Genomic DNA, 23,160 nt, shown 5'->3' with positions numbered 1-23,160 from the left:
CTGCGCTAGCCTTTAAGCTCGCACAGTTTGTAGGTCACACCTGCAGAATCTTTACCCTCAAGAGATCTCAGGTATTGTTCTCCAGCGCCGATTTGAGTTCCCTTGAGAACAATAAATGTGTCTACTGCCGCTGGCCAGGGGTTTGGAACTCTTTCCACCTCATGGGTACCGGCTGGGATCAGGTTGTGACCAATCAGAGGTTTGCCGATTGTGGCAGGGTCAGGTACTAACAAATCACAGGTTATAATTAATTTCATAGTAGCGATATCTCTAGTCACCTTATTAGATAAAAAATAATTAGTCAATACAAGTAGATAGAAATATGAAATTAACCACACCTCAAATTGCAGAGATTTTAGTAGCTGTCATTATTGCGGTTATTGGATGGTGGCAGTATTCAGGTTCTTCTGCAAGTTCCCCGCAAACTCAAACTAGTGGAACAGGTAACCTGACATTACAACAGAACGTAGTTTCTTCCCCAAATTCTACACTAAATCAATTTGTTGATACACCTGCAGTTTATACATCAACGTATATTCTAGAAAAGAACAATAATACCGACTGGCCATATAAAGCTACAATTAGTATATTAGCAAATAAAAGTACTAATTTACCTAGAATTTTGTGTTTGAAAATAAACACTGATGTAGACAAGAGGCCAGAATCAAAAAAAGTCATCATAAACGTTGGAGAGACAGGAGCTGCCTCGGTATCAAGTGGATATAATGGTTATGATGCGTGTATTGAAAATCCTTCAGGAAATCTTATGTCAAATTTCTTATTGAGTCAGGAGCCGAGCAAATTTGACATTAAACTTAGCACAGATATTAAAAATTAACTAAAAACATATGAGTAAAATAATTGGAATCGATCTTGGTACCACCAATTCCGCCGTTGCGGTTATGGAAGCGGGGGAACCAAAAATCTTAGAAAACGCAGAAGGCGCGCGCACCACACCATCTATTCTGGCACAATCAAAAACTGGTGAGCGGCTGGTAGGACTTTTGGCGAAGCGCCAAGGTGTGACCAATCCGAAAAATACTATTTATCAGATCAAGCGCTTCATTGGACACACGTTTGACGAACCGGCAGTGCAAAAAGATAAAGCTTCAGTACCATTTGAATTACGAAAATCTGACAACGGTGGTATTGAAGTGAAAATGTCAGACAAGTGGTACCGACCGGAAGAAATTTCAGCGATGATTCTAACAAAATTGAAGAATGACGCTGAAGCTCGACTCGGAGAAAAAATAACTGAGGCGGTCATTACCGTACCTGCGTACTTTAATGACAGTCAACGTCAGGCTACGAAAGATGCCGGAAAAATTGCAGGACTTGATGTTAAAAGAATTATCAATGAACCAACAGCCGCGGCGCTTGCGTACGGATTTAACAAAAAGAAGGATGAAAAAATTGTCGTTTTCGACTTCGGAGGCGGAACCTTTGATATTTCCGTTCTTGAAGTCGGTGATGATGTTGTAGAAGTAAAATCAACTGATGGTGATGCCCACCTCGGAGGAAAAGATATCGACCAGAAAATTATCAACTGGCTTGCTGATGAGTTTAAAAAGCAAGAGGGAATTGATGTGCGTAAAGATGCCCTAGCTCTCCAGCGACTCGATGAAGCCGCTGAAAAGGCCAAAATTGAGCTCTCAACAGCAGTTTCGACTGAGGTTAACATTCCCTTCATTACTTCCGGCGCAGAAGGTCCAAAACACCTTTTGATTAACATGACCCGGGCGAAACTTGAAGAGTTAACTCAGGAATTTCTTGATCGCGCGATGGAAATTACCAAGCGTGCTATGGAAGCATCACCATTCAAAAAAGATCAGATTAATGAAGTAATTTTGGTTGGAGGTCAGACTCGCATGCCAGCGATGCAAAAAGCGGTTAAGGATTATTTCGGCAAAGAATTGCACATGGGAGTCAATCCAGATGAAGTGGTGGCAATTGGTGCGGCCATTCAAGGGGGAATTTTGCGCGGAGATGTCAAAGATATTTTGCTTCTCGACGTTATTCCACTTTCTTTCGGAATTGAAACTATGGGAGGTGTGGCTACTAAACTCATTGAAAAAAATACCACCATTCCAACATCGCGTTCGCAAACTTTCTCAACAGCAGCTGACAATCAAACTGATGTGACAGTACATGTGGTCCAAGGCGAGCGAGCGATGGCGGGAGACAACAAATCTCTCGGACAGTTTAATCTTGGAGGAATTCCGCCAGCACCAAGGGGTTTACCCCAGATTGAAGTGACGTTTGATATTGATGCCAACGGCATTCTCAATGTTACTGCCAAAGACAAAGCAACAGGAAAAGCCAATTCAATTCGCATCGAAGCGCGTGGCGGTTTGACCAAAGAAGAAGTTGAAAAGATGAAAAAAGATGCGGAAACGCATGATGCCGATGATAAGAAAAAGCGCGAAGAAGTGGAAATTAAAAATTCTGCAGAGCAATTAATTTACACTTCAGAAAAAGCTTTGAAGGATAATAAAGATAAAGTGCCGGCAGATGTAGCGAAAACCATTGAAGATAAAATTGCAGAATTAAAAACGGCAAAATCTGGAACAGATATCGCCGCTATCAAAACTGCAACTGAAGCGCTTTCAAGTGAATTGCAAAAAATTGGTGAAATAATGGCGAAGGCTGCGCAGGAACAGTCGGCCTCGGCAGAACAAAAGCCTTCCGACGATAAGGGTGGGGATGGGAATGTGAGGGACGCGGAGTTCAAGGAAGGAGATAAGAAATAATCCACCAATACAATGAATGAATTTATTTTTTGGTGGTCAGTAGTGTCGACTATATTGAGTGTTATTCTGCTTTGCGCTTCGGTATGGCAATACTCAAAGGCCCAAAATCAAGAAGAGAAAACCAAGTCACAGGTAAAAGTGTGGATGCAAGATGCAAGCGGACTGAGTCAAGCCTTGAGTCGAATTGTATCTGATAATCTGTCGGGTAGATATCATTCAACAAATGATGTGTGTAATGCAATATGGGCAGTCCACGCTTCAGCGTTTGCTTTATATCAGAGTTTGTATGAGGAAAGGTGTGTTACTGAAGAGGAATATAAAGAAAGACAAAAGGCAATGATGGAAAAGACCGAAAAGAGTAGTGACACAACAAAAACAGCTTAGATCAAACAAGCACTTGTCAAGTGTTGCAATCTTGAATGCTGCCCTATACTTATCTTCGACTCTCCAACTTAAATCTTTAATCTTAAATCTCACAACTAACCCATGGCCAAAAATTATTACCCCAGTACTAGAATCTCGATGACTCGATTCAGTACGGGGCGCGCGACATTTAATTCGGTAATGTATAATTAAATTATTATGGCAAAGGATTACTACAACATCTTGGGAATAAACAAAAGTTCATCTTCGGATGAAATCAAAAAAGCTTTCCGCAAATTGGCGCATCAGTATCATCCTGATAAAACCAAGGGAGATGCTGCTGCTTCTCAGAAATTTAAAGATGCCAGCGAGGCATACTCGGTGCTTTCCGATGACAAAAAACGCGCAGAGTACGATACCTACGGTCAAACTTTTGCTGGTGGCGCCGGACCTTCACAAGGAGCATCGCAAGGCTTCGGTGGTTTCGACTTTTCCGGATTCGGCGGTCAGAATGGCGGATTTGATTTCTCGCAGAATGGATTTGAGTTTGATTTAGGAGATATCTTCGGAGATATTTTTGGCGGCGGCGGTGGACGTCAAAAAGTAAAACGTGGCCGAGACATCTCAATTGATGTTGAACTGTCTTTCTCAGAATCAATCTTTGGTACTGAGCGAAAAATCCTTCTCAACAAAACTTCAACCTGTACCGAGTGTAAGGGTAGTGGCGCAAAACGTGGTACAGAAATGCATACGTGTAAAACCTGTAACGGCAAAGGAAAAATTCACGAAACAAAAAGATCAATGTTGGGCAATTTTTCTACCGTTCTCGCGTGTACTGAATGTAATGGCGCGGGAAAAGTTCCAAAAGAAAAATGTCCGGAATGTTACGGTGCAGGGGTGGTAAAAAAAGAGCAGGAAATTGCTGTCGAAATTCCTTCAGGAATTGATAACGGCGAAATGATTCGATTGACTGGTATGGGGGAAAGTGTGCAGGGAGGAACCACAGGCGATCTCTATATAAAGGTACATGTTAAAAAGCATCCAGTGTTTAGAAAGGAGAATATTGATTTGACGATGGATTTGTCACTGAAACTTTCCAGCGCGCTTCTCGGTGAAGAATACGCACTCGACACACTTGATGGGGAAATTAAACTAAAAATTCCCGAGGGAGTTTCTCATGGTGAAATTCTGCGAGTGAAAGGAAAAGGTGTGCCATACGAAAAAGGACGTCGCGGAGACCTGCTTATTCATCTGCAAATTAAATTACCGCATAAACTTTCGAAGGAGGGGAGGAAATTGGTGGAGGAGCTTCGCCGCGAAGGAATATAAAATAAGTTGAAAGTTTAAAAGTTATAAAGTTGGAAAGTTAAGGAAAACTCCCCGGCCGCGCAAAAAGCGCGGCCGGGGAGTTTTGTATTTTCTGTTTACCTATTTACAATTTATTAAAATTATCAAAAACCTAGCTATCAACAAAAAACCTCCACCTACATCGATTGACCACGGCCGTGTACAATCAATGTAGGTGTGTCCAACGTCAAAAATTATGCTAATCTTTTGGCACCTATGCTCTCGTCGTTCAATGGACCCCAGTAGCAGAACGTCGAAGACTAGTTCGCTACGGGGCAGGTAGGATATGCACTCCTTGCCCCGTAAATGTCCCTATAGTCTAATGGATAGAATACTTCCCTCCGAAGGAAGTGGTGCAGGTTCGATTCCTGCTAGGGACACCAATTTGTAAGGACATTTTACTGGGGCGAAGGGAATGATGCAGGTTCGATTCCTGACGTAAGCTCTAAACGAGCTTACGTCAGGAATCGAACGGCGGAGTATAAAATTTTCAGCAGAAAATTTTTCGAGCCGGTGCCCAGGCAAAACTTTTCGACGGAAAAGTTTTAGCCGAGGGAGATACTCCTGCAAAAATTTTTCCAAGGAGTTCGATAGCGAAGCGTCCTGCCGAGAGCACCATTCTATCTAGTATGTTAAAATGTAGCGATTATGAAAATTCCTCGACCAATATCAAGTCAACCCATTCCCGAAACAGCGCGAAAAGTTTTTGAGGGTATTATGTTTGATGTATACCAATGGGAGCAAGAAGTGTTTGACGGCAGTAAAGCTATTTTTGAAAAAGTAAAACGGCCTGATACCGTCGTGGTTTTTCCTGTGCTTCCCGACGGAAAAATTTTGTTAATTAATGAGGAACAGCCGAGTAAGCAGAAGTTTATCAGCGCACCCGGTGGTAGAATTGAAAAAGATGAAGATGTTTTGACAGCCGCCAAAAGAGAATTACTTGAAGAGACCGGTTACGAAGCAAATGAATTTATTTTGTGGGAAGCTCACCAGCCTGTGTCAAAAGTGGAGTGGGCGGTGTACGTTCTTGTCGCCAAGGGTTTGAAAAAGGTTTCAGAAATGAATCTTGACCCCGGCGAAAAAATCGATCCGTATCCCGTAAGCTTTGATGAATTTATGACGATAGGCAGTGATCCTAATTTTAGAGGTATCGATATGCTTCCTAAATTTCTAGAAGCGAAATTGTATCCTGAAAAAATGGAAGCTTTACGTACTTTGTTCAGGTCAAACTAGCCTAGGTTTAAACCAATTCACCTTATTCAGGCGAAAGAAAATACACCCTATTACAAAACCTTCCTTTCTGCTATGATTTCCCATATGGATCCCGTAGTAGAAAATGGCATTGCTGTTTGCTACAGCGAGATTTTAAATGTATCGCGAAAGTTTGAATTACAAGACTTAGTTTAATTAAATATGGTGAAGTGAGCTGAACAGCAAACGATGCCATTTTTCACTAACGGGATGGAAAAAAATTCCAAAAAAACCCTACTTTCTGGTATTCAACCCACCGGCCGCCCACATATTGGCAACTATTTCGGTGCCATGAAGCAATTTGTTGATCTCCAAAAAGCGCACAATTGCTATTTCATGATTGCTGACTATCATGCTTTAAATTTCCTACAAAACGCAAAAGAAATGCGACAAAATATTCTCGATCTTGTGTTCGATTATCTTGCTATTGGGCTTGATCCAAACGAAGCGGTTATTTTCAAGCAATCCGATGTCTCAGAGCACACCGAGCTTGCATGGATTTTTGATACGATCACGACCGTGCCATTTCTCGAGCGCGCGCACGCATACAAAGATGCAGAAGCGAAAAATAAAGAAATCAGTGTAGGAACTTTCAATTACCCGATGCTTATGGCGGCGGATATTTTGCTGTATGACACGGCGGTAGTGCCTGTGGGAGCTGATCAGAAACAGCATGTTGAAATCACTCGCGACACCGCAGAAAAATTTAACCGTGTGTATGGTGAGACCTTCAGATTGCCTGAGGCGATGATTGTACAGGCGGTAGCGATTGTCCCAGGAACCGATGGCAGAAAGATGAGTAAAAGTTACGGTAATACTATTTCTTTGTTTGCTACCGATGCGGAAATTGAAAAAGCCGTGATGGGTATTGTGACCGATTCTTCCGGTGGTGTTCCAAAAAATGTTTATGAGATTCACAAGCTATTTCGCACAGAAGCCGAGCTGGAAATTTTGTATAGAGAAAAAGCGGGGAAGTACAAAGATTTAAAAGTTGCTTTAATTGACGATATTAAAAATTTTATTAAACCTCTGCGCGAAAAACGCGAAGCCTTGGCCAAAGATCCTGTTTCAGTTTTAAAAATTCTAAAAACTGGCGGAGAAAAAGCTTCCGCGGCCGCGGAAACCAAAATGAAAATCGTTCAGGAAAAAATTGGCGTTAAATTATATTAAAAAAACCACCAAACCTTTGGGGTAGGTGGTTTACGAAATTCTTAGGGTTGCCTGATTGGCAATTCACGCTCGCTTCGAAAAGATATGGCAGCTTGGCGCCCAAGCGCTTGGTTTAGCCTGGATCGGTACGTGGCCGCCAGCTCGTCAGTTAAGAAGTACTCCTCGTCACGAACGACGACAGTAACAGCCGGATGAAGCACGGGATCAAAAAACGAGAAAAAAGTGCTAGAGGTCTGAGTTTCAGACGATGGACCATGCTGGACGTCCACCACTCTCCCTGGTGAAAGTTTGCTCCCGCCTAACCAAAGAAGGCAATCCCAGCGATGCCAGTAGGACCACATCGCGGTGTCTTCCACCGGCCTGTTTTGAGCGGGAATAATTGAAGGAAACATCATACCCTCGCCGATTCGGGGGATTGTATTCCCGTTTAGGGTCACTTGGAACTCAAGCCCAAATTTCCGCCCGGTTCCCTGACGGCTCGAATAGTACATCCTATAGTATACGCAATACTTCATGTTGCCTTTTCAGAACAGCGCTCATTAACTCCTTGTCTCGACAAGTTTTTTAGAGGCTCATACAATTATGACAATGAACAGGACAAACCTGGTCAATCGGAGACTGTTCCGGTTCGAATATTTACATAAAATATATTTTTGTCAAGTTTTTTAAATGATCCGTTTTGATATACACAAAGCTCTATTTTTGCTACTATTTTCCCTATGCAAAATCGAACATACATTAAAGAACTCCCGCAGAAAGTTGGACAGGAAGTGACCATCGCCGGTTGGGTAGATGTTCGTCGCGATCACGGCAAACTTATTTTCATTGACCTGCGAGACATGTCTGGAAAAGTCCAAATGGTAGCACTGCCGAGTCATGCCGAAGCACACGCCACGGCGACCACACTCCGCTCTGAGTGGGTTGTTTCTGTTTCTGGTAAGGTCAATCAGCGCCCAGAAAGAATGGTCAACAAAGACGAACCAAACGGCACTGTTGAGCTGGAAATTCTTTCAATTACTGTTCTAAACGAAGCCCAAACGCCTCCATTTGACGTCAGGGGAGAGGGAACCGACATCAGCGAGGAAGCACGGCTTAAGTATCGCTATCTCGATCTTCGCCGCAAGCGCATGACCTCAAACATGAGGTTGCGTCATGAAGTAATCAGGTTCATTCGTAAATATTATTCTAACGACGGTTTTGTCGAAATTGAAACACCGATTGTGAGTAAAGCAAACGTTGAGACCGGCGCCAGAAATTACGTTGTGCCTTCACGTTTGTATAAAGGAAAATTTTACGGGCTACCGCAATCACCCCAGCAGTACAAACAACTTTTGATGGTTGCCGGTTTGGAAAAATATTTTCAAATTGCTAAATGTTTCCGTGATGAAGATTCCCGTGGCGATCGCCAGCCAGAATTTACGCAACTTGATCTTGAAATGTCTTTTGTTGAACAAGAGGATGTTCTTCGCCATACCGAAAAAATGTATATCGAAATGATTACAGAAGTAACGCCGCACAAAAAAATTCAAACAGTTCCTTTTCCAAGACTGACATACAAGGAAGCCATGGAAAAATACGGATCAGACAAACCCGACTTACGCGCAGATAAAAATGATCCAAACCTCTTGGCGTTTTGTTGGGTTCTCGATTTTCCATTTTTTGAAAAAACTGATGAGGGTGGTTGGACTTTTACCCACAATCCTTTTTCGAGCGCCAAACCAGAACACGAGCAGATGCTTGCCAACAAAGAAAACATTGGAGAAATTTTAACAACGCAGTATGACATTGTGCTTAACGGCAGCGAAGTTGGTGGCGGCAGTATTCGTAATCACAAACCAGAAATGCTTCGAAAAGTTTTGGAAATAATTGGTCAGACTCCCGAGCAAATTGCTGGATCTTTTGGTCACATGCTCGATGCGCTTTCATTCGGTGCGCCGCCCCACGGTGGAATTGCTCCAGGAATTGATCGATTGGTTATGCTTTTGGCCAACGAGCCAAACATTCGCGAGGTGATCGCCTTTCCAAAAACTGGAGAGGGAAGAGATCTCATGATGAACACTCCTTCAGAGGTCAGTTCAAAGCAACTTAAGGAGCTTGGGATTAAGCTCGAAAAGTAGGTTCAGTTTTTTCTCTAAAATTTCTGAAGACTACAAAGGCGATGAGGAGAATAAGAAAGGTGAAAAAGATAAACTGAATCACGATTGCGCCGTAAAGAATACCGCTTCGCGTTTGGGTTGAACCTAGAGAAATAATTTTGCTACCATCAGTAGTGTACTCATATATGCGGGATCGTGCGTGATTGGAATCAACCAACTCAAGACTAACTCGGGTTTCTAGGCCGCTTCTCGTTGACTGCCAAACACCTCGGGTATAGCCCATAAGTGGAAGTACATCATTCCATTTTGAAATTAGTAAATCTTTATCTGTGGTTGGTATATATCGTAAATCCTTAGTTGATATAAAACCATCCTTTTCACCGATTATCACAGATAGATGAGTGGCATCTTTTTCGGCGTAATCAATCGTAACGGCGCGATACAAAGTGTCCATTTTTTCATTCAGTGCCGGTGTTTTATAAACATCAATTTCTTTTGTGGGAAAGGCTAGAAATTTATATTGATTCGGGTTGATGTTGGTTTTACCGGAATTTGTGAAAGTCAAAAAAACTGTAGCTAGATTTAGTATAAAGGCGATTATTAAAAAAGTTGATCGATATTTTTTAAGTTGCATGGATTACAGCGTGATTTATTTGTATAATTCTACTATATGTCGTGTATGATAGTAAGGTGTCGTAGAGCCAACGGATAAGATGAACGCCTTTACAGTAAAACAGAAAAGTTTTGAAGGACCACTCGACGTTCTTTTAGACCTCATTGAAAAGAGGAAGCTTTTTATCAATGATATTTCGCTGGCAAAAGTAGCGGATGATTATTTAGAACATGTAAAATCATTGCAGAATTTTCCCATTGCCGACAGCGCCAATTTTGTTTTGATCGCATCCACTTTGGTTTTGATAAAATCAAAATCCCTTCTGCCTACGCTTGAATTAACAACTGACGAACAAGGTGATATTAAGGATTTGGAACGACGTCTCAAAATCTATAAAAGAATTAAAGAACTGACAGCGGGTATTCGAGAACGTTTTGGCAAAGAAGTTTCTTTTTCACCGGAACCTCGTAAAGTTGAACCGATATTTTCTCCAGACGCTTCTATGACGACCGCTTCTTTTTTTGCGGCCATTAAAGACGTTTTGAAAAATTTTCCAAAGGTTGAAACCTTGCCAAAGGTTTTGGTTCAAAAGGTCATGAGTCTCGAAGAAATGATTACTCATTTGACCAAGCGCGTTAGCGATAGTTTGCGCATGAGTTTCAAGGAATTTTCTAAATCAGATAAGGCAAACAAAGTTCATGTGATTGTCAGTTTCTTAGCGATGCTCGAATTGGTCAAGCAAGGTGTAATTTCTGTCACTCAGGAACGGCATGGTGATGACATTTTGATGGAAACGGACAAAATTTCAATTCCGGATTATGGCAGTCATTAAATAAATCTTTATCCACTGGTATGTAAATGTAAAATTACGAAATAAATGGTACACTGTTGTCGCCTCTTTTTTTAAAAACATGAATCTTGACGCAAAAATTGAATCACTACTTTTTTGGAAAGCCGAACCGATCGCAATTGCGAAAATCGCAAAGATTTTTTCAGTGACTGAGGAGGAAATTAAAAACGCATTGACCATCTTAGAGGAAAAATTTCAAAATAGGGGGGTGGTGCTCATGCGTAAGGAAGATGAAGTGGCTTTGCGAACCGCTCCAGCTTCGTCAGAATTTATTGAAACGTTGGCAAAGGAAGAATTAGTTCGCGATCTTGGAAAAGCTGGTCTTGAAACCCTTTCAATTATTTTATACCAAGGTCCTATTTCGCGCAGAGAGATCGATTATGTTCGCGGAGTTAATTCCAACTTTATTTTAAGAAATCTCTTGATCAGGGGCCTGGTGGAAAAAGTAGAAAACCCCAAGGATTTGCGATCATTCTTATATAAACCAACCTTTGATCTGTTGTCGCACCTCGGCATCGCAAAGATTGAAGATTTGCCAGAATATGGTACTGTAAAAAAAGAAATTGAGCTCTTTTCCGAAGCGGTCAAGGAAAGCGAGGTCCACAACCCCGAAGCTCTCATCTCATGAAGAAGGTTAAACGTTTTTTAAAACTTTTCAAAATCATTGATCCCAAATTTACGATTGGGTTTTTTTGTTTGATATTGATAATTGCCTTGATTGTCTATACCAGATATTTTCAAATACACGGGGAACAGCAGATTGCTCCCATACTTCCCGTTGCTTCAGTATTCGAAAAACTCGCATTGGAGGCTAAAGCCGTCTATGTCTATGATGTAAAAGAAAATCGAGCATTGTATAGTCTTAATGGAGACGCTCAGTTACCTTTGGCTTCATTAACGAAAGTGATGATGGCTGTTACTGCGCTATCTTTGTTGCCCGAAAACGCTATCGTGACCATACATTCAGAATTTCTTAACACAGAAGGGGATAGCGGGTTGCTTGAAAATGAGCGTTTTAGTCTTAAAAATCTTTTAGATTTGACCCTCCTTGAATCTTCAAATGATGGCGCCAGTGCCATCGCCTCGGTAGCTGGCGCAGTGAAGCGTCATGGGGTGCCAGATAGTTTAGGCACTGAAGAGTTTATCAAGGCCATGAATGAGACCGCCAAGAAAATTGGTATGACTCAGGCTTATTTTTTAAATCCCACCGGACTCGACCAAAGTCCTTCAGTTTCTGGAGGCTATGGTTCGGCAAAAGACATGACAACACTTTTTGCTTACGCAGTGAAAACCTACCCAACTCTTTTAGACTCGACTCGTAAAATTACACAGCAGATTAGCTCACTGGATTCCCAGATGCACGATGTTCACAACACCAATGTTTCTGTTTCAAAAATTCCGTCACTCCTAGCCTCGAAAACTGGATTTACTGATTTGGCTGGAGGAAATCTAACCATTGTTTTTGATGCGGGAATTGATCACCCTATCGTTGTGTCTGTGTTAGGCTCTACTGAAGAGGGAAGATTTCTTGATGTTGAAAAGTTGGTGTATGCTACGTTGGATTATTTGAACCAGAATTAAAATATTTTATTCTTACTCCTTTATATCGTATACTTCCCTCATTATGCTTACCAATGTTGTAAAAGTTTTTTTACCCCTCACCGCATCATTTTTTCTCGGTATTGCCGTGACGCCTTTTTTTACAGATTTTTTGTACAAGCATTCGATGTGGAAAAAGAAAGCTAAGACCATTGCTATTGATGGCCGTGGTACTCCAATTTTTAATGCGTTGCACAAAAACAAAGAAGTCGGAACTCCACGGATGGGTGGTGTAGTAATTTGGTTTTCTGCAACAGTTACCATGTTTGTAATTTGGTCGCTTGCAAAAATTTTTCCAACCGATGCGGTTCGTAAATTTGATTTTATGAGTCGAGGTCAGACGTGGATTCCACTTGTCGCACTCCTCGTCGGTGCTTTCGTGGGTCTCATTGATGACTATATGGAAATTCACGAGATTAAAGGATGGGCTGCCGGCGGTTTGTCTTTACGGAAGCGCTTACTAGTTGTGGCTGGCGTCGCCCTTCTTGCTTCATTTTGGTTTTATTTCAAGCTCGATGTATCGAGTGCCACGATGCCGTTTTTAGGTGATGTCCAATTAGGTTGGCTATTTATTCCATTTTTTATTTTAGTAACTGTAGCCATTTACTCAGGCGGCGTCATTGATGGCATCGACGGATTAGCGGGAGGAATTTTTTCAATTATTTTTAGTACCTACGGGGTGATCGCTTTCTATCAACAGCAATTTGATCTTGCGGCTTTTTGCGCGGTAATTGTTGGCGGGTTGCTCGCTTTTCTTTGGTTCAATATTCCTCCCGCTCGTTTTTATATGTCGGAAACTGGTAGCATGTCACTTACTATTACGCTCGCCATTGTGGCCTTTATGACCGATTCGCTCGGAGAAGGGAAGGGAATTGCGGTGTTGCCGATTATTGCACTTCCGCTCGTCGCTACGACGTTGTCGAATATCATCCAAGTTACATCTAAAAAATTTCGCAATGGTAAAAAAGTCTTTCAAGTTGCCCCACTTCACCATCATTTTGAAGCCATCGGCTGGCCTGGCTCAAAAGTTACGATGCGGTACTGGGTCATCGGTGTGATCTGCGCCGCAATCGGACTTATCGTGGTTATGATTGGCTAAAGAAGCTGCAAGCTTGAAGCTTACAGCTGATAGCTTTCGGAAATGTAGAAATGTATTTTTGCGTGTTACAATAATCGCAAGCGAAAATTTTGTTCGTTTGCGGTATATGGCCAAATCTAAACCAGTTGATAAAATATTTTTAAGTATAGTTGCAGTTCTTATTGTTTTTGGTTTGCTGATCTTTTCCTCCGCCTCACTTGGACTTTTGGCCCGCAACGGTGCCAGTTTTTTTTCTGTAGCTTCAAAACAATTATTGGCGGTTGGTATTGGCGTCGTGTTTGCCTTTGTTTTTTCAAGAGTTCATTACAATTTTTGGAGGCGCTATTCTTTTTATATTTTTTTATTTTCAATTTTTCTAACTATTTTGGTTTTTGTTCCCGGCATTGGACGAGCATACGGAGGAGGTAGTCGTTGGATCGCGATTGGCCCAGCTTCATTTCAGCCTGCGGAATTTCTTAAAATCGGTTTTGTTATATATATGGCCGCGTGGCTCGCAAGAACCAAGGATGCCGTCACCTCTTTCAAGGAGGGGATTCTCCCCATTATAATTTTGTTGGCGTTGGTTGGAGCTATTCTTTTAAAACAACCGGATACTGATACTTTTATTAGTATCTTCCTTGCAACGATTGGTATGTTTATTGTCGCTGGCGGGCGGTTCAGGCATCTGGCGTTACTTGGGTTTTGCTCAATTTTGGGTTTAGCGCTTTTGGTCTATACACGGCCATATCTTATGAGCCGATTTCAAACCTTTTTAAATCCCGCATCCGACCCACTTGGCGCCGGTTATCAGATTCAGCAGTCACTCATTGCGATTGGTTCGGGGGAATATTTCGGTAGAGGTTTTGGCCAAAGTATTCAAAAATTTGCCTATCTCCCAGAACCGATAGGCGATTCGATTTTTGCAGTTGCCGCTGAAGAATTCGGATTTTTTGGCGGAGTTTTTCTAATTTTATTGTTCTTATTTTTTACACTGAGATCACTTCGAATTGCCACAAAAGCCCCCGACACGTTTAGTGGACTTTTGGTTGTTGGGATTGTTATACTTATCGTGTCGGCTTCCTTTATGAACATTGCCTCAATGCTTGGGGTGATGCCCCTATCTGGCCTGCCGCTTCTCTTTGTTAGCCACGGTGGATCAGCTATGATCATGGCTCTCGTTGAAGTGGGAATTATTCTCAATATTTCACGGTTTAGAAAAAATTAACGTCACCAACACGAATGAAAATTTTATTTACAGGCGGAGGGACGGGAGGGCATTTTTACCCAATTATCGCGGTTGCTCAATCCATAAACAAAACCGTTAAAGAAAAACGACTTTTACCGCCGGCATTGTACTACATGGCCAATGAACCGTACGATAGTCGAGCTCTTTTTGATAATAATATAAATTTTGTAAAGATGCCCGCCGGTAAATTACGCCGTTATTTTTCACTGAAAAATGTAGTTGATCTCGTAAGAACTTTTTTTGGTGTCATCAAATCGCTTTGGAAAGTTTTTGAAATTTATCCAGACGTTATTTTTGGTAAAGGTGGATACGCCAGTTTTCCTGCGCTTTTTGCTGGCCGAATTTTTCGCATTCCAATCGTCATTCACGAGTCAGATAGTATTCCTGGCAAAGTAAATTTGTGGGCTGGGAAATTTGCTCAGGATATCGCCGTTTCTTTTCCTGAAGCAGCCCATTATTTTCCACAAGAAAAAACTGCCTATACCGGCAATCCTATTCGGACCGATATTATAAGTGTTTCTAGTACTGGAGCTCATGAATTTCTACAGCTTGAAAAAAATATCCCGATCATTTTAATTCTCGGCGGCTCTCAAGGTTCACGATTAATAAATGAAACCTTAATTAAAATTCTTCCAGAGTTGGTTGAAAAATTTCAAATTATTCATCAGACTGGGAAAAATAATTACGCGGAGGTGTCAGGCACCACGTCAGTTATTTTGGAAAAGACACCGCTTAAGACCAGATATAAACCGTTCGAATATCTTAACGAAATGACCTTACGAAGATCCGCGGGCGTTGCCGATTTGGTAATTTCTCGTGGTGGTTCAACCTTGTTTGAAATTGCAGCATGGGGAGTGCCGTCAATTATTATTCCACTGAATGAAGCAGTCAGCCACGACCAGACCAGCAACGCGTTTAATTACGCACGAAGCGGAGCCGCTGTGGTCATTGAGGAAACGAACTTAACACCACATATTCTTTTGCATGAAATTGAGAGAGTTCTTTCTGACGTAAATTTAATTGCCAAGATGCGGGAGAGTGCAACAAAATTTGCTCGCGTTGATGCGGCAGATATCATTGCGCTTAAATTGCTTGAAATTGGACTGTCGCACGAAGTATAGATACTACTAATAACGAATCCGTGCGAATATACGAATTAAGATGGATACAACAGATAAAAAAGTAATAACCAGATTCGCGCCGTCACCGACGGGATATATGCATATGGGAAGTGTGCGGACAGTGCTTTTTGCCTATCTATTCGCACGGCAGCATAATGGAAAATTTATTTTACGTATTGAAGACACCGATAGAGAGCGTTCAAAAAAAGAATTTGATGATGCAATTTTAGAAGCAATGAGTTGGCTTCACCTCGAGTATGACGAGATCTATCGGCAGTCGGAGCGTAGCGCGATCTACCGAAAACACATTGAGAAGCTTATTACAGAAGGAAAAGCTTTTGTTTCAAAGGAAGAGGTTGTTGTGGAGGGCGGACGTGCCGAAGTTATTAGGTTTAAAAATCCGAACAAGGTAGTTACATTTGTCGACATGATCCGTGGTCCGATCGAATTTGATACGACTGAGCTCGGTGATTTTGTGATTGCAAAATCACTCGACGAGCCAATTTTTCATCTCGCTGTTGCGGTGGATGACTATGAGATGGGTATTACTCACGTTATCCGTGGTGAGGATCACATTTCAAATACCCCCCGCCACATCCTTATATTCGAGGCTATTGGCGCACCGGTGCCAATTTTTGCCCATCTTCCCCTTGTGCTTGCACCAGACCGAACCAAATTATCAAAACGCAAGCATGGCGAAATCGTAGCGCTTGAATATTATCGTAAGCTCGGCTATCTTTCTGAACCTGTTGTTAATTTTATGGCACTTTTAGGATGGAACCCTGGAGATGACCGAGAGGTTTTTTCTCTGGAAGAATTGGTCAGAGTGTTTGATCTTTCAAAAGTTCAAAAAGGAGGTGCAATTTTCAACGTCGAGAAACTTAATTGGTTTAATAGACACTACATTCAAAAACTTTCCCCAAAAGAGAAGATTGCCAATCTCACACAAAGAGTATCAGATGACCAAATAAAAACTTTGGAACAAAAACCTCAATTAATCGAGGTCATGTCCGAACGGATTTCTAATTTCAAAGAATTGGCGGATTCAATTGCGACCGGTGATTATAATTATTTTTTTGGAAAACCAACATTCGAAAAAAATGCCCTCTTGTGGAAAGGGATAGGGGATTTGGTAAAAACCAAAACTCGTCTATCAGAAGTTTTAGAGTTATTGAAAAATATTCCAACCGAATCATTTAATCGTTTGACAACAAAAGAAGTTTTGTGGCCATATGCGGAAAAAGAGGGCAGGGGAGAGGTCTTATGGCCTCTCCGGATGAGTCTTTCCGGCAAGGAAAAATCACCTGACCCCTTTGTACTTTCTGAACTTTTAGGTAAGGAAGAAACCGCACAACGAATCATTCAAGCCATAAATTTGCTATCATAGAGGAATGCACAAGTTTTTAAAATTAATTTGCGTATTCCTGCTCGGATTGTTTTTCCTGTCGATTTTTTCTGTGCCACGGGTTCATGCTGATCTTATTGAGGATCTCAAAAGTAAAATTGACGAACGAAACAAGGTTATAAAAGATTTGGAAGTTGAGATTGCTCAGTACCAGTCCCAAGTTGAAAAAACGAGCACGGAAGGGAAGACGCTTAAAAGTAAAATCGCTGCGCTTGAACTAACTCGAAAGAAGCTTTCTGCTGAAATTTCCTCGCTTGAAAACAAGATTGCATCCGCTAATCTTTCAATACAGAAACTCAATATTCAGATTTCTGATTCTGAAACTTCAATAAAAAAATCTGTTCAATCTATTTCGAATACCTTGGCAGAAACTGACGAGGAAGAATCAACCTCACTTGTTGAGACGCTTTTGACCTACAAAAGTATTTCTAGTTTCCTTGATCGTGTTGAAACGCTCGGTCAGCTCAATGAAAGTTTAAACAGCGAGCTTGCTAAGCTAAAAACTTTGAAGTCACAGTTGGAGGATAGCAAGCTCCAGTCCCAAAAAGCCCGTGATAGTTTGGTTACTCTGGCGGATAGTCTCACTGATAAGAAAAAAGTGGCGGAATATAATAAAACCCAGACAAACAAACTACTTGTGCAAACAAAGAGCCAGGAGGAGGCCTATAGAAAAATTTTAGCACAGAAACAGGCTCTCAGAGATTCGTTTGAAAAAGAATTACTGAGCTTCGAGTCCCAGCTTAAGTTTGCCATTGATCCATCGAGTTTGCCTCAAACTGGCTCAGGAGTTCTAAAATGGCCGCTTGATAAGGTAAGAATTACGCAGCAATTTGGGGATACCGATTTTGCTCGCAGTCATGTCCAGGCTTATAATGGTCGTGGGCATAACGGTATTGATCTTGCCGCATCTATCGGCACACCCGTTAAATCGGCCCTGTCAGGCAAAGTTTTGGGTACTGGCAACACTGATACGGCCTGTCCAAATGCGTCCTATGGCAAATGGGTACTCATAGATCACCACAACGGTCTGACGACGCTCTATGCGCATCTTTCGGTCATTAAAGTTTCTGCCGGTCAGGAGGTTCAAACTGGTGAAATAATAGGATACAGCGGCGAAACCGGATACGCCACCGGCCCACATCTACATTTTACGGTGTACGCGAGTCAAGGTGTAGAGATTGTAAGCAGGCCAAGTAAGAGTTGCAACGCTACATACATCATGCCCGTTGGTAGTTTGAACGCCTATTTAAACCCTTTGTTATATCTTTAATTTTTAGCAATAAATTTATCACCCGCGATGCAAACCAACCCTAATCGAGGATTCATCAAGCTCATCATTCTGATTGTGGCGATTTTGATTATTTTAGGATATTTTGGACTCAATTTTGAGAAAATTGTGACGTTGCCAGTTGTCAAAGAAAATTTAGCGTACGGTTGGAATTTATTCGTAACTTTTTTTAATGATTTTGTAATTCAACCTGCGATCTTGGCGTGGGGAAAGAGCGTCGAATTTCTAGTATCTATTTGGGAAAAAATTCTCAATTTATTTTAGGCTAATTTATAATGATCAGGTTGAAGTAGGTAAGATCTCCTAGAGATTTCGGCCACCAAGTCTCGGGGCTTGTAGGTAGTATGTGGTCGCAAAGATATATTGTGCGACACGCAGTTCCTATGAGCGTGAGCGAATTGGAATGGCATTAGTCCCCTTTTAGCACGATATCTTTTTCTACTCTGCACACAGACACCGTTAGATTTTAAAAATTAAAATTTATTTCTCCCTCTTCTCAATCAAATAAAATTTAAAAAAATAAAAGCCCGGCGACCATGTCGCCGGGCTTTTATTTTATTTTCGATTCATCGCAACATATTTATTCCAACATGGTGAAGATGAAATCCATGGAGCAGTTCCCTCTTTTTCATACAGAACTTTTCCATAGGCCATGTTTCCTAGAAGGGTGTTTAGGTCAAGCCCAAGCTTCTCAGCCTGTTTAGCGTGATAGTAGGTGTTGATTTGCATCACCCCAATATCACTTTTGTTTACCTTACCTCGAATAATGTTACCACTTGAACCAATCTGTCGAAATTGTGATTCACATTTCGCGATTTCCGCCAAGATCGGCGTATCCTCAAAATATTCACGCACAATGATTTCTACGTTATTTTTAGCGCTCACTGGAGCTGACTCAAGAGCCACTCCGTCAACGATAGTGATGTCCTCAGTTTGCTTATAGGTCTTGTAGTCTACGTTGTTTTGTACAGTAGGCGATACAGAACTATACAGCATTGAGAAGATCATGAAAGCGCTTGTAGTAAGTTCTATCATAATTTTGTTTACCAAACTCTCTCAACGGGATAGTTAACATTCGTGGTCGAGATTCGCCTGATAAATTAAAACACCAGACTTTAGGTCTGATGTACTAACATATTAGCATTTATGGATTAGTTTGTCAAGACTTTTTAGAGTTTTGCCGTAGTATCCAAGGCAAAAAATAACCTTATTTAAGGCCATATTTTAGGATTTTCAGGCAAAATACTTTAGACCACTTTTAACCGATTTGGGTAGGTTGATCGGTTGGTTACCAAAAATTCACCTAATTTTTCGCAATTCCGAATAATTCCTCTGCTTTAAACGTGGTTCCGTCAAAAATTAGCTTAACGTAGCCGCCATTATTGACACTTCCAGCTCGCATTTCGTGTTGTTTAGCCCATGTAAGATAGAAAAGCAGGTTTCGGATCACTCCGCCGTGAGTTATGGCTAGAATATTTTTACCAGGGTAGGTTGCAGTAGCATTTCGCAAAAAAATCATAAGGCGTCGTAATACTTCCGCGTTACTTTCCATTTCTTTGGACATTTTGTGATCCCATTGTTCCTGTTCCGAGAGCGTGTGCATTTTGCCAAGGACTTCTTTGTTTTTGATACGATAGTCTGATACAAACGTTCCTTCATAGTGACCCATGCGCTTTCCACGCAATAGAGGCGTTGCAAGTACGGGTAGGCCAAATTTTTTGGAAAAAATTTCTGCGGTTTGCCGAGAGCGAGTTAGGTCTGAACAAAAAATAGCTGAGAAAGAGACCTTTTCGAAGCGCTTCAGATATCCCTCTAAATCCCTTTTTCCTTGTTCAGTTACATGAGTACCTTTTCCATCAAAATGTCCCTGAAAAATCTGTTTTTCATTGTGTTCCGTTTGGGCATGTCGGAGAAGGTATATAGTTGTAGTTCCACCCTCTTTCATTACTATTTAAAAGCTAAGGAAGTATTCTTTCACAATAGAGGATATTTTGCAAAATCTTCCATGAAAGGTTTTCCGTAAAATAATCTTCCGAAGGCCTCAGCTTCCATGAGTGCACCAGTCAGTGCGTTGTGTGGTTTCGGTTCCTCAGGTAGCCCGACATATTTAAAAACCGCATCGGAATTTAACGCTGAGTGGCCGTGGATTATAGGAACCTCAATTCCCTTTTTGATCATGTCGAAGTAGCAGATTGAATGGAGGTCAATCGTGCGATGGGCCAGTGGCCAATTCAAGTGATTTCGAAAAGCGGTGGCTTGCAGAAAGTCTCGGTCGAATGAGGGGTTGTGTCCTGCAATAGTTTTTTCTTCGATTTTTTCAAGCCACGCTAAAAAATCAATCACCACTTCCCTATCGGTTTTTTTGTTTGGATCTGTAATTTCTTCTCGGCTAAATCCGTTTACTGCCATTGCATCCTCCTCAATGTGCGCGCCATCCCAAATTCGACATTCCTCATAAAAGCGATTTTCTGGGTTGGTAAAATCAATCGCGGCTACACTGACCAGCGAATCTTTTTCGGGGCTTACTCCAGAGGCTTCAACATCAATAATAATCATTGAGATGGTAAAACGCGGTGTGCGATTAGTTTGTCGGCTTGGTCACGTGCGAATAAATATCAAGCAGAGCAAAAAGTAAATTTAATGTTAGTGGTCCGATTAGAAATCCAAGCGGTCCAAATAGCATCAGTCCGCCTAAGACTGAGATAAGAACAATTTGAGGGTGCAATTCCATTCCGCGGCTGAGTAGTTTCGGGCTGAGAAAATTGTCGATGAGACCAACTGCGAGTGCCGCCCAAATAAATAAGCCAATCGCCTGCACAGTGTGTCCGGTGAAGAACAGAAATGCTATAGCGGGAATAAGAACCAAGGAAGTGCCAACGCCAGGGATAAGGGCGGAAAATGTTGCTACGATTCCCCACAAGATGACGTTTGGCAAGCCGAAAATTAAAAATCCAATCGAGGCCACCCCTCCTTGAATAACGGCAACAAGTAAGCTGCCGATTACGACGGAGTGAATGGCGAGCGCCAGCTTGTTCAGAATAATGTTGTCGTCTCTGTCAGGTAATGGGCTTAATTTGACTACGAATTTTCTAATTTCCGCGCCATCTTTCAAAATGTAATACAACGTGAAAAGAAAGATAAATATGTTGGCGAAGAGTTTGGCAAAACTGGAAAAAATGTCTCCAAAGTGCTGGGTCAAAGAACCTAAAATACCTCTGAGATATTGGTTGATATCAATCGTAATATTTTTTAAAAAAGGAAAAGTACTCTCGATTTTCGAGGTGAATGCTGTGATGGTCGACACGATGTTGCTACCGCCCTGAGAGTCCGTTGAGAGATTAAGGTTTTGGGCTTCCTGAAAAATCTGCATTCCTAAAAAGAAAATTGGGGTGATGACGACCAATATAATAATGATGGTTGTCAAAAGAGCCGAAAACATCCGGCTGTTTTTGGTGTATTGAAGAATCTTGTTGTGAACGGGTTGGAAAATGACTCCAAAAACTACGGCGAGTACACAGGCGCCAAAAAATGGCCAGAAAATAAAAGCAGAAAGTCCGAAGATGGCGGTTATTAAAAAAATTAAAAAATAGTAACCTAGTTTGTTGGTATACATTTCGAGCTGAAATTATTAAAACAACACTATATATAATAGCATAGGTTTTTTAAAAGTCCCTGGATCAGAGGTCTGATTTATTGTCGGAGTGCCGGGATTTGAACCCGGATCGTACGAACCCGAATCGTACATACTACCGTTATACTACACTCCGTAACCCGTTGTTTCAACGAGAATAGTAACAGATTTATTAAAGTCGGCAAATTTTGGGTAAAAGAAAACCGCGAATAGTTTTCGCGGTTTGGATTCAAGAAAAAGAACATCCAGAAAAGGGTTAGCGCCGAGCGTGGATATACCTCCTTGTAGATTTTGGAGTAAAATCCAACGCACACTCGGCGCCTCTGTGTTGGTGTAACTCCAGTACACAGTCACAGACGCGATTGCCACTCCATCGCGGATATTTAGTATTATCCAAATGAGATTTTTTTACAAGTAGAAATTAAATTGGTGCGTCTTGTAAGGATCGAACTTACGGCCTTTCCGATGTGAACGGAACGCTCTACCACTGAGCTAAAGACGCAAATATGCGTATTTGTCTATTTTAATCCTTTACAGTTTGATGCCGGCTCGTAACCCTTGGCTCTCGCTTCGGCTTCCGAATTAAACCAAACTTTATTTTTTTCAGCAATGTTGTTTGCCGATCCACACCACGGGAAATAATATTTGGTGCCATTTTTTGAGGCAACAATTCCACCAGCTTTTGCCGTTCCCGCCGGTTGGGTTGGCGCAAGGCTTTGAATGGCTGTGGCCTGTAGTTTTGTGGTATCGATATTCTTGATTGCTTCACTTCCCTGCTCAATGGTAATGGGCTCACGGCTAGTATTCGCTACGGAAAGTCGTCCCAGACCAAAAGAACTAAGCCCTACAAGGATAATTAGGATTGTCGTGTAATACCTTTGGCTGCCCTCTGAAAGCCAGCTGCTAAACTTGATTTTTTCCCAATAATCCTTTATACTCATGGCACTTAAATTATATCGATATTATTCAATTTTGTCTTTAATACTATTATATGGCAACAAAGAAGGCCGGCGGAACAGCGAAAAACCTTACCGATGTAAATCCAAAATACCTTGGTATTAAGCTTTATGGAGGCGAATCTGCTCAGATTGGTTCTGTAATTGTTCGTCAGCGTGGCACTCGTATTCTTGCGGGTCAAAACGTTGGTTTGGGAAAGGATCACACCCTCTTTGCTCTCAAGGAAGGAGTTGTTGCATATGGCCACACACGAAAACGAGGTTTTGATAATACGACGAAGGTTAAGAAGACTGTAAGTGTAGTTGGCAAGAAAAAATAATTAGGATATCCACAAAACAAAACCCCCAGCGCCGCAGGCGCTCATTCGAGCGAAGCATCGCGCATCGGGCTTTCAG

The 23,160-nt window shown here is 41.6% G+C and carries 25 protein-coding genes and 3 tRNA genes; 18 read left to right on the top strand and 10 right to left on the bottom strand.

The genetic code is table 11. The features are described from left to right. Positions 1-5: 5 nt before the first annotated feature. Positions 6-257 carry a hypothetical protein gene (locus tag V4467_00140; GenBank protein ID MES2087388.1) on the bottom strand — a complete coding sequence of 84 codons (252 nt, stop codon included), beginning with the start codon at positions 255-257 and terminating at the stop codon, positions 6-8. Positions 258-322: 65 nt separating this feature from the next. Here V4467_00140 and V4467_00135 point away from each other — a divergent pair, with 65 nt between their 5' ends. From V4467_00135 to trpS, 7 genes are all read left to right on the top strand, one after another. Beyond that, positions 323-838: a hypothetical protein gene (locus tag V4467_00135; protein ID MES2087387.1), complete on the top strand. Its 516-nt coding sequence runs from the start codon at positions 323-325 to the stop codon at positions 836-838. Positions 839-848: 10 nt separating this feature from the next. Beyond that, positions 849-2,750 carry a molecular chaperone DnaK gene (gene dnaK / locus V4467_00130; GenBank protein ID MES2087386.1) on the top strand — a complete coding sequence of 634 codons (1,902 nt, stop codon included), beginning with the start codon at positions 849-851 and terminating at the stop codon, positions 2,748-2,750. A 12-nt stretch (positions 2,751-2,762) separates the two neighbouring features. Further along, complete coding sequence (locus V4467_00125; protein ID MES2087385.1) at positions 2,763-3,134, top strand: hypothetical protein; 372 nt, start codon at positions 2,763-2,765, stop codon at positions 3,132-3,134. Positions 3,135-3,332: 198 nt separating this feature from the next. Continuing rightward, the gene (dnaJ, locus tag V4467_00120) at positions 3,333-4,442 is read left to right on the top strand and encodes a molecular chaperone DnaJ (protein MES2087384.1); all 1,110 of its coding nucleotides are present in this window, start codon (positions 3,333-3,335) and stop codon (positions 4,440-4,442) included. 326 nt (positions 4,443-4,768) lie between these two features. After that, positions 4,769-4,843: transfer RNA gene (locus tag V4467_00115), tRNA-Arg, on the top strand. A gap of 265 nt (positions 4,844-5,108) precedes the next feature. Beyond that, positions 5,109-5,693, top strand: a complete 585-nt coding sequence (locus tag V4467_00110; GenBank protein MES2087383.1) for an NUDIX hydrolase — start codon at positions 5,109-5,111, stop codon at positions 5,691-5,693. Positions 5,694-5,921: 228 nt separating this feature from the next. Beyond that, positions 5,922-6,881 (top strand): tryptophan--tRNA ligase, encoded by a 960-nt coding sequence (gene trpS / locus V4467_00105; GenBank protein ID MES2087382.1) that lies wholly within the window; start codon positions 5,922-5,924, stop codon positions 6,879-6,881. A gap of 41 nt (positions 6,882-6,922) precedes the next feature. Here the strand turns inward: trpS and V4467_00100 are convergent, their stop codons facing one another. Continuing rightward, complete coding sequence (locus V4467_00100; GenBank protein ID MES2087381.1) at positions 6,923-7,276, bottom strand: hypothetical protein; 354 nt, start codon at positions 7,274-7,276, stop codon at positions 6,923-6,925. 324 nt (positions 7,277-7,600) lie between these two features. Here V4467_00100 and aspS point away from each other — a divergent pair, with 324 nt between their 5' ends. Further along, positions 7,601-8,998, top strand: a complete 1,398-nt coding sequence (gene aspS / locus V4467_00095) for an aspartate--tRNA ligase (protein MES2087380.1) — start codon at positions 7,601-7,603, stop codon at positions 8,996-8,998. Here the strand turns inward: aspS and V4467_00090 are convergent. Further along, positions 8,982-9,542 (bottom strand): hypothetical protein, encoded by a 561-nt coding sequence (locus V4467_00090; GenBank protein ID MES2087379.1) that lies wholly within the window; start codon positions 9,540-9,542, stop codon positions 8,982-8,984. The genes aspS and V4467_00090 overlap by 17 nt on opposite strands. A 148-nt stretch (positions 9,543-9,690) precedes the next feature. Between V4467_00090 and V4467_00085 the strand changes: the two genes are divergently transcribed. From V4467_00085 to V4467_00045, 9 genes are all read left to right on the top strand, one after another. Next, a complete protein-coding gene (locus tag V4467_00085; GenBank protein ID MES2087378.1) occupies positions 9,691-10,422 on the top strand; it encodes a segregation/condensation protein A in 732 nt (243 codons plus the stop codon). Positions 10,423-10,501: 79 nt separating this feature from the next. Next, on the top strand, positions 10,502-11,068 hold the full coding sequence (locus V4467_00080) for an SMC-Scp complex subunit ScpB (protein MES2087377.1): 567 nt from the start codon (positions 10,502-10,504) through the stop codon (positions 11,066-11,068). Beyond that, a complete protein-coding gene (locus V4467_00075; GenBank protein ID MES2087376.1) occupies positions 11,065-12,021 on the top strand; it encodes a serine hydrolase in 957 nt (318 codons plus the stop codon). Before V4467_00080 ends, V4467_00075 begins: the two co-directional genes overlap by 4 nt. A gap of 43 nt (positions 12,022-12,064) precedes the next feature. Beyond that, a complete protein-coding gene (locus V4467_00070; GenBank protein MES2087375.1) occupies positions 12,065-13,138 on the top strand; it encodes a hypothetical protein in 1,074 nt (357 codons plus the stop codon). Between the two features lie 106 nt (positions 13,139-13,244). Next, on the top strand, positions 13,245-14,342 hold the full coding sequence (ftsW, locus tag V4467_00065; GenBank protein MES2087374.1) for a putative lipid II flippase FtsW: 1,098 nt from the start codon (positions 13,245-13,247) through the stop codon (positions 14,340-14,342). A 14-nt stretch (positions 14,343-14,356) separates the two neighbouring features. Then, positions 14,357-15,484 carry a UDP-N-acetylglucosamine--N-acetylmuramyl-(pentapeptide) pyrophosphoryl-undecaprenol N-acetylglucosamine transferase gene (locus V4467_00060; protein ID MES2087373.1) on the top strand — a complete coding sequence of 376 codons (1,128 nt, stop codon included), beginning with the start codon at positions 14,357-14,359 and terminating at the stop codon, positions 15,482-15,484. A 40-nt stretch (positions 15,485-15,524) separates the two neighbouring features. Next, positions 15,525-16,871, top strand: a complete 1,347-nt coding sequence (gltX, locus tag V4467_00055) for a glutamate--tRNA ligase (GenBank protein ID MES2087372.1) — start codon at positions 15,525-15,527, stop codon at positions 16,869-16,871. 4 nt (positions 16,872-16,875) lie between these two features. Further along, complete coding sequence (locus V4467_00050) at positions 16,876-18,159, top strand: peptidoglycan DD-metalloendopeptidase family protein (protein MES2087371.1); 1,284 nt, start codon at positions 16,876-16,878, stop codon at positions 18,157-18,159. A gap of 27 nt (positions 18,160-18,186) precedes the next feature. Further along, on the top strand, positions 18,187-18,441 hold the full coding sequence (locus tag V4467_00045) for a hypothetical protein (protein MES2087370.1): 255 nt from the start codon (positions 18,187-18,189) through the stop codon (positions 18,439-18,441). Between the two features lie 291 nt (positions 18,442-18,732). Here the strand turns inward: V4467_00045 and V4467_00040 are convergent, their stop codons facing one another. The 7 genes from V4467_00040 to V4467_00010 form a co-directional block, all read right to left on the bottom strand. Then, positions 18,733-19,212 (bottom strand): hypothetical protein, encoded by a 480-nt coding sequence (locus V4467_00040; GenBank protein ID MES2087369.1) that lies wholly within the window; start codon positions 19,210-19,212, stop codon positions 18,733-18,735. A 268-nt stretch (positions 19,213-19,480) separates the two neighbouring features. Continuing rightward, on the bottom strand, positions 19,481-20,122 hold the full coding sequence (locus tag V4467_00035; protein ID MES2087368.1) for a histidine phosphatase family protein: 642 nt from the start codon (positions 20,120-20,122) through the stop codon (positions 19,481-19,483). A gap of 29 nt (positions 20,123-20,151) precedes the next feature. Further along, positions 20,152-20,733, bottom strand: coding sequence for a 3'-5' exonuclease (locus V4467_00030; GenBank protein MES2087367.1), 582 nt, complete (start codon positions 20,731-20,733; stop codon positions 20,152-20,154). A gap of 25 nt (positions 20,734-20,758) precedes the next feature. After that, positions 20,759-21,790 (bottom strand): AI-2E family transporter, encoded by a 1,032-nt coding sequence (locus V4467_00025; protein ID MES2087366.1) that lies wholly within the window; start codon positions 21,788-21,790, stop codon positions 20,759-20,761. 83 nt (positions 21,791-21,873) lie between these two features. Beyond that, a tRNA-Pro gene (locus V4467_00020) sits at positions 21,874-21,944 on the bottom strand. 291 nt (positions 21,945-22,235) lie between these two features. Further along, positions 22,236-22,310: transfer RNA gene (locus tag V4467_00015), tRNA-Val, on the bottom strand. A 16-nt stretch (positions 22,311-22,326) separates the two neighbouring features. Continuing rightward, positions 22,327-22,749 carry a hypothetical protein gene (locus V4467_00010; GenBank protein ID MES2087365.1) on the bottom strand — a complete coding sequence of 141 codons (423 nt, stop codon included), beginning with the start codon at positions 22,747-22,749 and terminating at the stop codon, positions 22,327-22,329. Between the two features lie 50 nt (positions 22,750-22,799). On the opposite strand from V4467_00010, the gene rpmA reads away from it, so the two are divergent. Continuing rightward, positions 22,800-23,084 (top strand): 50S ribosomal protein L27, encoded by a 285-nt coding sequence (gene rpmA / locus V4467_00005; protein ID MES2087364.1) that lies wholly within the window; start codon positions 22,800-22,802, stop codon positions 23,082-23,084. Positions 23,085-23,160: the final 76 nt, after the last annotated feature.

The organism is Patescibacteria group bacterium (genome assembly GCA_040390045.1).
Lineage (GTDB): Bacteria > Patescibacteriota > Minisyncoccia > Phycocordibacterales > SIBU01 > SIBU01.
This window is presented reverse-complemented; position numbering and strand designations above follow the sequence as displayed.

Bases quoted from the DNA above. Each gene is read 5' to 3' on its own strand.
- V4467_00140 (MES2087388.1), bottom strand. From the start codon at position 257: ATGAAATTAATTATAACCTGTGATTTGTTAGTACCTGACCCTGCCACA.
- V4467_00135 (MES2087387.1), top strand. From the start codon at position 323: ATGAAATTAACCACACCTCAAATTGCAGAGATTTTAGTAGCTGTCATT.
- dnaK (MES2087386.1), top strand. From the start codon at position 849: ATGAGTAAAATAATTGGAATCGATCTTGGTACCACCAATTCCGCCGTT.
- V4467_00125 (MES2087385.1), top strand. From the start codon at position 2,763: ATGAATGAATTTATTTTTTGGTGGTCAGTAGTGTCGACTATATTGAGT.
- dnaJ (MES2087384.1), top strand. From the start codon at position 3,333: ATGGCAAAGGATTACTACAACATCTTGGGAATAAACAAAAGTTCATCT.
- V4467_00110 (MES2087383.1), top strand. From the start codon at position 5,109: ATGAAAATTCCTCGACCAATATCAAGTCAACCCATTCCCGAAACAGCG.
- trpS (MES2087382.1), top strand. From the start codon at position 5,922: ATGGAAAAAAATTCCAAAAAAACCCTACTTTCTGGTATTCAACCCACC.
- V4467_00100 (MES2087381.1), bottom strand. From the start codon at position 7,276: ATGATGTTTCCTTCAATTATTCCCGCTCAAAACAGGCCGGTGGAAGAC.
- aspS (MES2087380.1), top strand. From the start codon at position 7,601: ATGCAAAATCGAACATACATTAAAGAACTCCCGCAGAAAGTTGGACAG.
- V4467_00085 (MES2087378.1), top strand. From the start codon at position 9,691: ATGAACGCCTTTACAGTAAAACAGAAAAGTTTTGAAGGACCACTCGAC.
- V4467_00080 (MES2087377.1), top strand. From the start codon at position 10,502: ATGAATCTTGACGCAAAAATTGAATCACTACTTTTTTGGAAAGCCGAA.
- V4467_00075 (MES2087376.1), top strand. From the start codon at position 11,065: ATGAAGAAGGTTAAACGTTTTTTAAAACTTTTCAAAATCATTGATCCC.
- V4467_00070 (MES2087375.1), top strand. From the start codon at position 12,065: ATGCTTACCAATGTTGTAAAAGTTTTTTTACCCCTCACCGCATCATTT.
- ftsW (MES2087374.1), top strand. From the start codon at position 13,245: ATGGCCAAATCTAAACCAGTTGATAAAATATTTTTAAGTATAGTTGCA.
- V4467_00060 (MES2087373.1), top strand. From the start codon at position 14,357: ATGAAAATTTTATTTACAGGCGGAGGGACGGGAGGGCATTTTTACCCA.
- gltX (MES2087372.1), top strand. From the start codon at position 15,525: ATGGATACAACAGATAAAAAAGTAATAACCAGATTCGCGCCGTCACCG.
- V4467_00050 (MES2087371.1), top strand. From the start codon at position 16,876: ATGCACAAGTTTTTAAAATTAATTTGCGTATTCCTGCTCGGATTGTTT.
- V4467_00045 (MES2087370.1), top strand. From the start codon at position 18,187: ATGCAAACCAACCCTAATCGAGGATTCATCAAGCTCATCATTCTGATT.
- V4467_00040 (MES2087369.1), bottom strand. From the start codon at position 19,212: ATGATAGAACTTACTACAAGCGCTTTCATGATCTTCTCAATGCTGTAT.
- V4467_00035 (MES2087368.1), bottom strand. From the start codon at position 20,122: ATGAAAGAGGGTGGAACTACAACTATATACCTTCTCCGACATGCCCAA.
- V4467_00030 (MES2087367.1), bottom strand. From the start codon at position 20,733: ATGATTATTATTGATGTTGAAGCCTCTGGAGTAAGCCCCGAAAAAGAT.
- V4467_00025 (MES2087366.1), bottom strand. From the start codon at position 21,790: ATGTATACCAACAAACTAGGTTACTATTTTTTAATTTTTTTAATAACC.
- V4467_00010 (MES2087365.1), bottom strand. From the start codon at position 22,749: ATGAGTATAAAGGATTATTGGGAAAAAATCAAGTTTAGCAGCTGGCTT.
- rpmA (MES2087364.1), top strand. From the start codon at position 22,800: ATGGCAACAAAGAAGGCCGGCGGAACAGCGAAAAACCTTACCGATGTA.